This is a genomic window from Streptomyces qaidamensis, from assembly GCF_001611795.1.
In the GTDB taxonomy this organism is placed as follows: Bacteria; Actinomycetota; Actinomycetes; order Streptomycetales; family Streptomycetaceae; genus Streptomyces; species Streptomyces qaidamensis.
Window position 1 is genome coordinate 4306983 of record NZ_CP015098.1, and the last position, 12886, is coordinate 4319868.

Here is a 12886-nt window from a genome sequence, read left to right on the forward strand (position 1 = left end):
GGCTCACACGTATGCGCTGCGCGCCTCGTCCAGCTCGCGCAGGACGTCGTCCGCGGTGAGCGCCGCGCCCCGAGCGCGCTCCGCCTCGCACCGGACCCTCCCCAGGGCGGCGCGGACGGCGGCCTCGGCCCGCTCCACCGGGGCGCGCTCGGGCAGGGAGCGCGGGCGGCCGGACCGCCAGTGGTCGGCGGTGCCGAGCAGCCGGGCCGCTCGCGGGAAGTCGCCGAGGTCGGCCAGCAGCCCCGCCGCGCCGTCCACCACCGTGGCCCGGACCACGTCCGAGCACCGCTTGGCCACAGCCTGGCGCAGGGCTCCGGTCGCCATGGGCAGAGCGGACCGCGGACCGGACTCCCGAGCCGTGATCGCGGCGTCGAGCAGGAGCAGCATCACCATGAACTGGGGCGGCGGAGTGCCGGTGCCGGTGTTCGCCCGGGCCTCCTCGCACCACGCGCGCGCCCGGTCGGTGTGCCCCTCCTCGAACGCCATCTGGGTGCGCATCAGCAGGATGTACGCCTTGGAGTCCCGCACGCCGTACCGTTCGGCGGCGGCCGTGGCCTCGTCCAGCAACGTCAGCGCGGCCGCCCGGTCTCCTCGGCGGTAGGCGATCTCGGCGAGCCGGGCGATGAGGAACGGCGACTCGGCGTAGGCGCCCACCTCGTAGGCGAGCCGCAGCGCCTCCTCGTACTCACCCTTGGCATCCTCGAAGCGGCTGCGCGCCATGTCGGCCTCACCCGCCGCGCTGCACACCTGGGCGCGCAGCCAGCGGTCACCCGCGCGGCGGCTGAGGACCCGCAGCTCCGCCAGGTCGTCGTCGACGCCTTCCAGGCCGCCGGGTCCGTCGACGACCGTGTGCGCACGGAACATCAGCGCGACGGAGACTTCCCAGTCGCCGCCGTACGCACGGCAGTTGACCACGGCGGCGTCCAGCACGGTCCGCACCTCGCTCTGGTCGCCCAGGAAGGAGGAGAGGATCGGGCAGACGAGCCCCGGGATACGGGCCGCGTGCGGGCCGCCTCCGCCGTAGTGGGCCCACACCCGCTCCATGTACGGCAGCCGCTCGGCGACGAACGGCTCCATGGGCGCGACTTCGGTCATGAAGAACAGATGCAGCAGACGCACGTCCATCCGCAGGGCGTGCAGCGGATGCCCCGCCTCCCCGTCAGGCGCGGCGAGGAAGTGGTCGATGTGCCCGGGCGGCTCCGGCTCCCCGCCGGACGCCACACCGCCCCCGACATCCAGGGCCACGCCCAGCCGCAGGGTCCGATCGAGCCACTCCATGCCCTCGTGGCGGTAGTTGCGCAGCCACCAGAACCAGCCCATGGCCAGGGCGAGGGCGGCGGCCTCGGCCTCCTCCCCGGCGGCGAGGGCCCGGTCGAGGGCCGCGCGGATGTTGTCGAGCTCGGCCTCCAGGCGGGAGATCCATGGCAGTTGACCGGCGGAGCGCAGCAGCGGTTCGGCCCGCTCGGCGAGCGCACGCGCCCACGCGCGGTGCCGCAGCTCGGCGGTGGCACGCACCCGCGGGGCGTCGGCGGCGCGCTCGACGGCGTACTCGTGGATGGTCTCCAGCATCCGGTAGCGCATGCCGCAGGAGCCGCCGTCCGCGCCGGCGGCCGCCACGACGAGGGACTTGTCGACGAGCGCCCCGGTCAGTTCGGCGGCGGGCCCGGAGCACACCGCCTCGGCCGCCGCGAGGTCCCAGCCGCCCGCGAACACGGACACCTCGCGCAGCATCGTCCGCTCGGCGTCGTCGAGCAGGTCCCACGACCAGTCGACGACGGCACGCAGGGTCTGCTGGCGGGGCAGGACCGTACGACTCCCGGAGGTGAGGAGGCGGAAGCGGTCGTCCAGGCGGTCGGCGATCTGCCGGGGAGTGAGCATCCGGAGCCGGGCCGCCGCCAGTTCGATGGCGAGCGGCAGCCCGTCCAGCCGCCGGCAGATCTCCGCCACCGCCTGCTCGTCGCGGAGCACGGCGTCCGCGTCGGGACGGACGGCGGAGGCGCGCTCCGCGAACAGTCGGCGGGCGTGATCCGGCCGCAGGGGCTCGACCGGGCGCACCGACTCGCCCGGCACGCCCAGGGGTTCACGGCTGGTGGCCAGGATCGTGAGCCCCGGGCAGCGGGTCAGCAGGGTCTCGGCGAGGTGGGCGGCGGCGCCGATGACGTGCTCGCAGTTGTCAAGGATCAGAAGGAGGCTGCGCGGCGCGCAGAACTCGACGAGCAGGGCGACGGGGTCGTCCTGCACGGCCGTGAGCTCGCTGGTCATCAGCACCGTCTCGCGCAGACCGAGCGCACTGACCACCGCTCCCGGCACCGCCTCCGGCCGGTCGAGCGGGGCGAGCTCGGCCAGCCGTGCCTGCGGGAGCCCGGCGGCGGCTTCCTCGGCGAGACGGGTCTTGCCAGAGCCGCCCGGTCCGGTGAGGGTGACGAGTCGGGCCCTGTGCACCTCGGAACGGATGGCGTCGATCTCGGGTTCCCGGCCGACGAAAGAGGTCAGCCGCGGGCGGATGGTCCCGGGTCGCAGGCGTTCGCGCGCCGGCGGAGCGGGCGACGGCTCGCGTTCTGCCGTCCTCGTGGAGTCGAGCATCTCGGCGTGGAGGGCGCGCAGTCGGGGCCCGGGGTCGGTGCCGAGGCCTTCGGCCAGGGCGCGGCGGGCGGTTTCGTACGCGGCGAGGGCGTCGGCGTCCCGGCCCGTGTCGCGCAGGGCGCGGATGAGGAGGGCGTGCAGCGGCTCGTCGTACGGGTGTACGGCGGTCAGTTCGCGCAGTTCCGGTACGACGTCCCGCCCGCGGCCGAGCCCTATCCGGGCCTCTGCCCTGGCCCGGATCGCCTCCAGCCGCCTCGCCTCCGGACGGGTGGCGGCGGAGCGGTCGGGGAGGTCGGCGAGGGCGGGGCCGTACCAGAGGGCGAGGGCGGCGTCGAGGTGCTGTTCCGCGAGGGCGGGGTCGTGGCCGGCGAGGGCGTCGGTGCCCTGCTGGACGAGCCGTTCGAAGACGTGGAGGTCGATGTCGTCCTCGCCGGCCGCGAGCCGGTAGCCACCGGTCCCGGAGGTGACGGCGTCCTTGCCGAGGGCTCTGCGGAGCCGGCCGACGAGGGCCTGGAGCGCGGCGGGGGCGTCCTGGGGCGGGTCCTGCGCCCAGACCTCGTCGATCAGGGTCTGGGGGGTGGTGACGCGGGAGGGGCGCAGGGCGAGGGCGGTGAGCAGTGCGCGGAGCCGGGGGCCGCCGAGGGGTACGACTGTTCCGTGCTCGTCCTCTGCCGTGGTGACGCCCAGGATTCTGTACCGCACGGGGTCATTGTCGCCGGGGGTGAGGGTGAGGGGCGGGGGTTTTCGGGGCGGGGCGTTGCTCGGGGGGCGCTGGGGGGGGCTCGGCGTTTTCGCTGCGGCGGGGCGTTTCGCAACCCGGCAGCGCGGGGTGCCGCTGCGCCCACCCTCCCCCAAGCTCTCGGCTTCGCTCGGGCAGGGGGGACCCTCATCGCCCCTGGCGGCACGCATGCCCGCAGTCAGGGCGGCACGCATGCCCGCGGCGACGGCCGCCGGACGGTGCAAGGGGACGTGTCGGGGGGGGTGTCCGCCCGCAGCGGTCGGCGCGTCAACGGGGAGCCGGTCGGCGTCCGACCCGATCGCGCCGTTCCGAGGACGGACCCACCCGGCGCGGCCCCGACCCCAACCCGGCGGAAGGCGAAGCGGGCAGGCGGGCAGGGGCGCGCAGGCGCTACACCCGCCGCCCCCCGCCGGCCCCCGCCCCCAACGCTCCTCGCTGCGGCGCGATCCCCGCCGGTACCGCCCGCTGCCTCGCCGGTGTCCCCGTCCAGCACGTGCCGCGGCGGGACAGCAGGCGGCGCAGCCACAGCTCCAGGGCGACCAGGTCCGCGAGGCCGTCCAGGGGCAGCGGCTCGCCCGCCGCCGCGCCGCGCAGCGCCTTGCGCACCACACGGGCCTCGACCAGGCCCGCCTCCGCCAGCAGCGGGGTGTCGAACAGGGCGACCAGGGAGTCCGCCGCCACCCGCAGCCCCGTACGCTCCGCGGCCGCCTCCGTCGCCTGGGTCGGGGCACCCCAGCCGGTCGGCAGCTCCCGGACCCCGGCTCCTTCCAGCACCGTCCGCAGGATCGCCGCCCGCGCACCCGGCCGCACCCGCAGCGCCTCGGGCAGCGCCCGGGCCGCGCGGACCACCTGGTTGTCGAGGAACGGCGCGTGCAGCCGCTGGAAGCGCACCTCCGCGGCCTGCTCCAGCACCCGCAGGTCCGCCGCATGACGCGCCAGCGCCGCACGCGCGCGGAAGTCACCCGGCCGCTGCCCCGGCCCCACCAGCTCCGACCGGTGCGTCGACGCCTGAAGGCGAACCGATACTTCAGCGAGCGCCTCACCGGTCAGCCAGCGCGCCGCCGGCCCGGGTCTGCCCCAGCTCAGCGCGGCGAGCGAGGCATCCAGCGCGCCGCCGGGCGCGTCGAGGCCGTCGTCGGAGCGGGGGTCGAGCAGACGCTCGGCGAGGGACTCGACCCCCGACCGGTACGGCGTCCGGGACAACCGCCGCGCCGCCGCGTACACGCGCGCGGGCACCAGTACCGACCCGTCGGCCTTGGTCAGGGCGGCGACCGGCCGTACGAGATGACGCCGTCGGCGGTCCATCAGCAGGTCGGCGAGGCGCGCGGGGTGGGCGTCCAGGACCTGGCGCGCGCCGTAGCCCGTGAAGTGGTCCGCGCTGCCCGCCGCCAGCCGGGCCCGGTGCCGCGCCGCGGACACCAGGCACGGCCCGGGTTCGTCGGTCAGCGGCCCGTCCAGGTCGGCGTACGGAAGGGTCTCCTCGCCGCCCGCCACGACGACGTGGTGCAGCCGCGGGTTCGCCGCCAGCGCGCCCGCCCGCTCCAGCTCGGCCTCCCGCCCGGCGACGGCGAGGTCGTTGAACGTGACGGCGAGCAGCCGCTCGCCCGCGCCCGTGCCGTGCCCCAGCACCGTGCCCGGCATCCCGGGCAGGCCCGCGGCCAGCAGTGCCAGGGCCCCGGAGGCCGGCCCGCCGGACAGGTCCGCGCCGATCCCCGGCACCGGCATCCCGCGCGCTGCCCGCCGCTCGGCGGGACCCATGCCGGGCACCGGACCCGGGTCTATGTCCGCCCCGGGGACGTGCCGCGGCGCGGACAGACGCGTCCGTACGGCCTCCACGAGCGCGTCGCGCACCGCGTCGACCGCGCTGTCGGGATCGGCCGGAGGCGCCGCCACGGCCAGCGAGGCGACCGGCTCGTACCCGGCGATCTCGCGCGCCCCGGCGCGCAGGATGAGGGCATGCCCGGGCGGAATGCGTTTCACGCCGTCGTACGGCGTGGAGTCGTGCAGCGCGGCGGGCACGTCCGGGGCGGCCAGCAGCGCGGCGAGGTGCCCGAAGTCCAGGTTGGCCTCGATGAGGTCGGCCAGCGGCAGCGCGGCGGTCGCGTACGCCGTGCCGCCGGCCCAGGGCGTGTGGAACACCGGCCGCGCGCCCGCGAGATCGCCGCAGACGGTGATCCGCCTGCCGACCTGCACGATCGCGGTGTAGCTGCCCGGCCAGGCGGTCAGATGCCGAAGTGCCCCGCCGCGCGCGGCGAACAGCGCGACGCGCAGCTGCTCGTCGGTGGCGCCGCAGATGCCGAGGACGGCGATCCTGGTCCGGTCGTCGGCCTTCACGACCCGCACCTCGTCGGGGCGCCAGTCGCCGACCGCCCACAGCGGATCGGGGTCTCCCCACAGGAGTTGGGACCCCACCGGGTGCAGCGTCTCACCGTCGCTGCCGGTCGCCCCCGCCGAACCGGCAGCGACGGCTCCCGCGGCGGTGCTGCTCCACCCCACCAACCACCGCATCGCCGCCTCCACAGGCTGTGGACAACCAGTGCACCGTACGAACCGGTTCACCATGCTGCCATGAAGGAAGCGTTCCAGAGGGTGCCGACGCCGCTTGCGCTCCGCCGAATGCGCCCCGGCGGAGCCGCCCGCACCATTCCGGGACCCCGAACACCCGCACGTTCGTGACGAGTCGGATACGAACGGCAGTCGGATACGACGGCGGCCAGGACCGCGAAAAACGAAGGGGCGGCCAAGAATCAAGTCGTACCGGCGACATGTCCCTGGTACGACTGCGACGCGAATGCGCCCCCGGAACGCGCCCCAATCACGCCCGGCGCGCCCTCAACTGCCATGGTAGGAGGCTTGATACCCCACGGCCGAAGGGGTCGCTTTTCAGCCAAATCGATATCGCGCTGGCAGCCTCGAACACGCTCCGTACAGGCTCCGCGCCCTGCCACCCGGTCGCGCAGTCCGGGAGACGGAGCACGCCTCCCGGACCGTTCCGCCGCCCGCGGGGATGAAGGCGGCGGTGTCCCCCAGCCCACTGGATCCAGTACAGCGGGCCGACCCACGCAATGACCATGGAACCGCTCCCGCGATGGCCGGAGAAGAGCGCACGGACAGGCGCACGGCCACACAGTGGGAGCACGTCGCAACAGCCCGTATCTGAACCGCACTTCAGTACGGACCACAATCCCGCCAACCGGAACAATGCCCCTTAACGCTTGGGATGCGGCGAACTACGCTGGGTTTACGAATGCCGCATGGTTATGCCAGCGCGGCAGCCGTCTGTGTCGAGGGGTGGCGCATGTCCAGGGAGCAACGCGGGCCGAACGAAAAACTCGGCGCCGTTCTCGCCCTCGCGGGAATCTCCAACGCAGGCCTCGCGCGACGCGTCAACGACCTTGGCGCCCAGCGAGGACTGACACTTCGCTATGACAAGACGTCGGTGGCACGCTGGGTGTCGAAGGGCATGGTGCCGCAAGGTGCGGCTCCGCACCTCATCGCCGCCGCCATCGGCCAGAAACTCGGCCGCCCGGTGCCGCTCCACGAGATCGGCCTGGCGGACGCGGACCCCGCACCCGAAGTCGGTCTCGCCTTCCCGCGCGACGTCGGTCAGGCGGTGAGGTCCGCGACCGATCTGTACCGCCTCGACCTCGCCGGCCGCCGCGCCGGTTCCGGCGGCATCTGGCAGTCGCTGGCCGGATCGTTCGCGGTGAGCGCATACGCAACGCCCGCCTCACGATGGCTGATAACCCCGGCCGACAGTTCGGTCGCGCGTGACGTGGGCCCCGGCGAGGGCTCCGGCGCACCGCTCAAAGTCGGCCACAGCGATGTGCAGAAGCTGCGGGAGGCCGCCGAGGACGCGCGGCGCTGGGACTCCAAGTACGGCGGCGGCGACTGGCGTTCGTCCATGGTCCCCGAGTGCTTAAGGGTGGAGGCCGCCCCGCTGCTGCTCGGCTCCTACAGTGACGAGGTCGGCCGGGCCCTCTTCGGCGCCTCCGCCGAACTCACCCGGCTCGCAGGCTGGATGGCCTTCGACACGGGTCAGCAGGAAGCGGCCCAGCGCTACTACATCCAGGCCCTGCGCCTGGCCCGGGCGGCGGCGGACGTCCCCCTCGGGGGCTACGTGCTGGCCACCATGTCCCTCCAGGCCACCTACCGCGGCTTCGGTGACGAGGGCGTCGATCTCGCCCAGGCCGCCCTCGAACGCAACCGCGGCCTGGCCACGGCCCGCACCATGAGCTTCTTCCGCCTCGTGGAGGCACGCGCGCACGCCCGCGCGAACGACGCCCCGGCGGCGGGCGGCGCCCTGAAGGCGGCCGAGAGCTGGCTGGAGCGCGCCCGCCCCGGCGACAACGACCCGAGCTGGCTCGGCTTCTACTCCTACGACCGTTTCGCCGCCGACGCCGCCGAGTGCTACCGCGACCTCAAGGCACCCCGGCAGGTCCGCCGCTTCACCGAGCAGGCCCTGTCGAAGCCGACGGAGGAGTTCGTCCGCTCGCACGGCCTGCGCCTGGTCGTCTCGGCGGTCGCCGAACTGGAGTCGGGCAAACTGGACGCGGCGTGCGAGCAGGGGGTGCGGGCGGTGGAGGTCGCCGGGCGGATCTCCTCGGCCCGTACCACCGAGTACGTCAAGGACCTCCTGCACCGGCTGGAGCCGTACGGCGACGAGCCTCGGGTGGTGGAGCTCCGTGAGCGTGCACGGCCGCTGCTGATGGCTCCGGCGTAGAAAGAGCAGGTGTGCCGCCCGTCCCGCGTTTGAAGGCATTGTCAGTGGCGCAGTGCACTATCGAGGCGGGAGGTGGTGCGAGTGCGGATCACATACGACTGTGACGTGCTGGTGATCGGCGGCGGCATCGTCGGCCTGTCGACGGCGTACGCGATCACACGAGCCGCACCGGGCACACGTGTCACCGTCCTGGAGAAGGAACCGGGCCCGGCCCGCCACCAGACCGGCCGCAACAGCGGCGTCATCCACAGTGGCATCTACTACCGCCCCGGCTCCCTCAAGGCGCGCTACGCGGTGCGGGGCGCGGCGGAGATGGTCAAGTTCTGCGCCGAGTACGGCATCCCGCACGCGGTCACCGGCAAGCTGATCGTCGCCACCGACCGCGCGGAGCTGCCCCGCCTGCACGCCCTCGTACAGCGCGGCCGGGAGAACGGGATCCCGGTGCGGGAGCTGGGCGCGTCCCAGATCGCGGAGTACGAGCCGGAGGTGCGGGGCCTCGCCGCGATACACGTCGGCACGACCGGCATCTGCGACTTCGTCGCGGTCGCCCGCCAGCTGGCCCACGGCTCGGGCGCGGAGATCCGCTACGGCACCCGGGTCGTGCGCGTCGACCGCCGCCCGGAGCGAGGAGTCGCCGTGCTCACGGCCGCGGGGGACGTCGTACGCGGGCGGGTCCTCGTGAACTGCGCCGGTCTGCAGTGCGACGAGATCGCCCGGCTCACCGGGGACGACCCGGACATGCGGATCGTGCCGTTCCGGGGCGAGTACTACGAACTGGCCCGGCCGGAGCTGGTGCGCGGCCTGGTCTACCCGGTGCCCGACCCGGCGTTCCCGTTCCTCGGGGTGCATCTCACGCGGGGTATCGACGGGGGCGTCCATGTCGGGCCCAACGCGGTGCCGGCGCTGGCCCGCGAGGGCTACGGGTGGGGCACGGTCCGCCCGCGTGAGCTGGGCTCGACCCTGGCTTGGCCCGGCTCCTGGCGGATAGCCCGCCGGCACTGGCGGTACGGGGCGGGCGAGCTGCGGCGCTCCCTGTCCAAGCGGGCCTTCACGGAGGCGGTGGGGAGGCTGCTGCCCGGGGTGTCCGAGCCCGACCTCGTACCGACGGCCGCGGGGGTGCGCGCGCAGGCGGTCCTGCGGGACGGAACCCTGGTCGACGACTTCCTGATCCGCGAGGGCGCCAGAACCGTCCATGTCCTCAACGCACCGTCTCCTGCGGCTACGGCGTCCTTGCCGATCGGCCGAGAGGTGGCACGGAGGGCGTTGAGCGCGCTGTGAGGTTCGCGGGTGCTCGGCGATGCCGCTGAGGCGCGGGTGGGCCCGCAACCGGGCGGAGCGGGGTGCCGCTGCGCCCACCCTCCCCCGAGCTCTCGGCTTCGCTCGCGCAGGGGGGGGACCCCCGTCGCCCTTAGCGGCACGCATGCCCGCAGCCAGGGCAGAGCGCGCCCGCACCCGCCGACAACACCAAGCACCACCGCCGTAAAATCAGAGCACTGTGTCTGACTCCGCGAACACCCCCGAAACCCCGCACCCGCACACCCCCGGTGTCTCCGTCCGGGGCACCCGGGCCAAGGGAGAGCCGCGCTTTCCCGACGGGCCCAAGGCCGACCCCGCCGGGTCGCACTTCGAGCGGCGGATCCGGAGTTTCCAGCCGCGGCGCAGCCGGGTCACCGCAGGTCAGGCGGACGCCCTGCAGCGGCTGTGGCCCAAGTGGGGCCTCGACATCGACGGCAGCCGCACCCTCGACCTGCCCGAGCTGTTCGGCAACGACAACCCCGTCGTCCTGGAGATCGGCTTCGGCATGGGCGAGGCCACCGCCCAGATGGCCGCCGCCGACCCCGCCACGAACATCCTCGCCGTCGACGTCCACACCCCCGGCCAGGGCAATCTGCTCAGCCTCGCCGACCGCAACGGCCTGTCCAACATCCGGGTCGGCAACGGCGACGCGATCATCCTCCTGCGCGAAATGCTCGCCCCGGACTCCCTCAGCGGTCTGCGCGTCTACTTCCCCGACCCCTGGCCGAAGAAGCGGCACCACAAGCGCAGGATCATCCAGCCCGATTTCCTCACCCTGGCCGCCACCCGACTCGGGCCGGGCGCGCTGGTCCACTGCGCCACCGACTGGGAGCCGTACGCCGAGCAGATGCTCGATGTCCTCACGGCACACCCCGACTTCGAGAACACACAGGCGGACGGCGGTTTCGCGCCGCGTCCCGACTTCCGTCCGCTGACCCGTTTCGAGGGCCAGGGACTGGACAAGGGACATGTCGTGAACGACCTCCTCTTCCGTCGCGTACAGCACGTGGACCAGCCCCCCGCCGGCGCCTGACCACCCCTGGCACCTCTTCCGCCTGCGGACAGCGCCCATCCGTCGTTAGGGTCAATGCCGTGGCCACCAGCCCCCCACATCCGTCGTATGCCAGCGGTCCCGCGTACCCCAGCGGTCCCGCCGACGGCGCACCCCTCGCCGGCCCGGGCACGGCCGGCTCCCTGCGGCACGCCCACTGGTGGCAGCGCGCCTGGGTCCGCTACGGCGCGCTGAGCACGCTCCTCGCGATATCCGGCCTGGTCATCCTCGCCCTGGTCCGCGAGGAGACCGGCACGGAGGGCTTCCTGGTCGGGCTGGGGCTCGCCGTCCTGCCGGTGCCCCTGCTGATAGCCGCGTTCCGCTGGCTGGACCGGGTGGAGCCCGGCCCCTGGCGGAACCTGCTGTTCTGCTTCGCCTGGGGCGCCTGCGCGGCGGCACTGATAGCGATCGTCGCCAACAGCTTCGCGACGAGATGGATAGCGACGGCGACGGCGGACCCGTCCAGCGCGGACACCCTCGGCGCGACGGTGATAGCCCCGGTGGTCGAGGAGTCGGCCAAGGCGGCGGCCGTCCTCCTGGTCTTCCTGTTCCGGCGCCGGGACTTCACCGGCATCGTCGACGGGGTCGTGATAGCCGGTGTGACGGCGACCGGCTTCGCCTTCACGGAGAACATCCTCTACCTGGGCACGGCCTTCGGCACCGACCAGCTCACCGGCGGCACCGGCATCGCCTCCGTCACGGCGGCGACCTTCTTCGTGCGCATCGTCATGTCGCCGTTCGCGCACCCGCTGTTCACGGTCCTGTCCGGCATCGGCTTCGGCATCGCCGCGCTCTCGGCGGACCGCCGGCCCCTGCGCCGCGTCGTCTTCCCGCTCGGCGGGCTGCTGCTCGCGATGGGCATGCACGCGATGTGGAACGGCTCCTCGGCCTTCGGCGAGTACGGGTTCTTCGCCGTGTACGCGGCGTTCATGGTGCCCATCTTCGGGCTGCTGACGTGGCTGGTGATCTGGACCCGGCAGCGGGAGCTGAGGACCGTACGGGCGGAGCTGCCCGCCTACGCCGTGGCCGGCTGGCTGACCCCGGCCGAGCCGTACGCGCTGGGCTCGATGCGGGCCCGGCGGATCGCCCGCCAGTACGCCCGCCGTCACGTGGGCAGGGCCGCGGCGCGGGAGGTGGCGCGGTACGAGGCGTACGCGACGTCCCTGGCGTTCCTGCGGCACCGGGCCCGGCAGGGCCGTTCCGGGCCCGACTTCGCCGTACGGGAGGGGGAACTGCTCGGCGAACTGTGGCGGCGCCGGGAGGTGGCCCGCCCCGCGCTGGACCACGCGGCGCGGATCACCGCTCCTCCGGTGCCGGTGACGGCCCCGCCCTGGCCGGTGTACGGGGTGTACGGGTACGGCCCGCAGCCGACCCCGTACCCCGCGTACAACCCGTACCGCTCCTAGGACCTCTCGTCTGCATCAGGCCGGGTCAGGCGGGGTCACGCCGAGGCCTGGGTGAGACGCCCGATCTCGGTCTCCGAGAGCGTCAGCTCGCCGACGCCGGTCAGCGCGAGCAGCTGCTCCACCGTCCGCGCGGAGGCGATCGGCGCCGCCACGGTCGGCTGGGCGGCGAGCCAGGCCAGAGCCACCGTGGCGACGGGCACGTCGTGCGCCGCGGCGATCTCGTCGAGGGCGGCGAGCACCCGCTGCCCCCGCTCGGTCTCCAGGTGCTTGGCCGCACTCCCCGCTCGCGCGCTCTCGACCGTCGCGCCGGGCCGGTACTTGCCCGTGAGGAAGCCGGACGCGAGCGCGAAGTACGGCACGGCGGACAGGCCGGTCCGCTCGGCGAGATCCTGGAGCTCGCCCTCGTAGGTGCCGCGGGAGACCAGGTTGTAGTGGGGCTGGAGGGCCACGTACCGGGCGAGCCCCTCGCGGTCGGAGAACTCCAGGGACGCCCGCAGCCGCTCGGCGGAGATGTTGGAGGCGGCGATGTGCCGCACCTTCCCGGCCTTCACGAGGGTGTCGAGCGCGCCGATGATCTCCTCGACGGGCACGTCGGGCTGGTCGAAGTGCGTGTAGTACAGGTCGATGTAGTCGGTGCCGAGGCGCCGCAGGGAGGCGTCGGCGGCGGCCTTGATGGTGGCGGCGGACAGGCCGCGGAACTCGGGGTGCTGGCTGACCTTCGTGGCGACGACGACGTCCGCCCGGTTGCCGCGGGACTTCAGCCACTTGCCGAGCACGGTCTCGGACTCACCGCCCCGGTTGCCCTCGACCCAGGCCGAGTAGGAGTCGGCGGTGTCGACGAAGTTGCCGCCGACGGCGGTGTAGGCGTCGAGGACGGCGAACGACTGGTCCTCGTCGGCGGTCCAGCCGAAGACGTTGCCGCCGAGGGCGAGGGGGAAGACGTCGAGGTCGGATGAGCCCAGCTTGCGAAGAGAAGTCATGCCTTGCGTAACGCCCGTACAGGAAGGCCTCATTCCACAACGGACGCAAAGGTCCCGTAAACCACACCGGAAGACCGGCGGCCCTGACGTCGGGGGGTCGTCGTCAGG

Annotated in this window: 7 protein-coding genes; 4 read left to right on the forward strand and 3 right to left on the reverse strand. The window is 73.9% G+C overall.

The annotated features are described in order from the left end of the window. Positions 1-3: 3 nt before the first annotated feature. Together A4E84_RS18935 and A4E84_RS18940 are read right to left on the reverse strand one after the other, a co-directional pair. The gene (locus A4E84_RS18935; RefSeq protein ID WP_062927724.1) at positions 4-3285 is read right to left on the reverse strand and encodes an AfsR/SARP family transcriptional regulator; all 3282 of its coding nucleotides are present in this window, start codon (positions 3283-3285) and stop codon (positions 4-6) included. 427 nt (positions 3286-3712) lie between these two features. After that, positions 3713-5830 (reverse strand): asparagine synthase-related protein, encoded by a 2118-nt coding sequence (locus tag A4E84_RS18940; RefSeq protein WP_062927725.1) that lies wholly within the window; start codon positions 5828-5830, stop codon positions 3713-3715. A 790-nt stretch (positions 5831-6620) separates the two neighbouring features. On the opposite strand from A4E84_RS18940, the gene A4E84_RS18945 reads away from it, so the two are divergent. The 4 genes from A4E84_RS18945 to A4E84_RS18960 all read left to right on the forward strand — a co-directional run bounded on the left by A4E84_RS18945 (position 6621) and on the right by A4E84_RS18960 (position 11798). Beyond that, complete coding sequence (locus A4E84_RS18945; RefSeq protein ID WP_062927726.1) at positions 6621-8045, forward strand: hypothetical protein; 1425 nt, start codon at positions 6621-6623, stop codon at positions 8043-8045. 75 nt (positions 8046-8120) lie between these two features. Further along, positions 8121-9323: an L-2-hydroxyglutarate oxidase gene (gene lhgO, locus A4E84_RS18950; RefSeq protein WP_418082206.1), complete on the forward strand. Its 1203-nt coding sequence runs from the start codon at positions 8121-8123 to the stop codon at positions 9321-9323. Between the two features lie 217 nt (positions 9324-9540). After that, complete coding sequence (gene trmB / locus A4E84_RS18955; RefSeq protein ID WP_062927728.1) at positions 9541-10374, forward strand: tRNA (guanosine(46)-N7)-methyltransferase TrmB; 834 nt, start codon at positions 9541-9543, stop codon at positions 10372-10374. Positions 10375-10433: 59 nt separating this feature from the next. Continuing rightward, positions 10434-11798 carry a PrsW family intramembrane metalloprotease gene (locus tag A4E84_RS18960; RefSeq protein WP_062927729.1) on the forward strand — a complete coding sequence of 455 codons (1365 nt, stop codon included), beginning with the start codon at positions 10434-10436 and terminating at the stop codon, positions 11796-11798. Between the two features lie 35 nt (positions 11799-11833). Here the strand turns inward: A4E84_RS18960 and A4E84_RS18965 are convergent, their stop codons facing one another. Further along, complete coding sequence (locus A4E84_RS18965) at positions 11834-12778, reverse strand: aldo/keto reductase (RefSeq protein WP_062927730.1); 945 nt, start codon at positions 12776-12778, stop codon at positions 11834-11836. Positions 12779-12886: the final 108 nt, after the last annotated feature.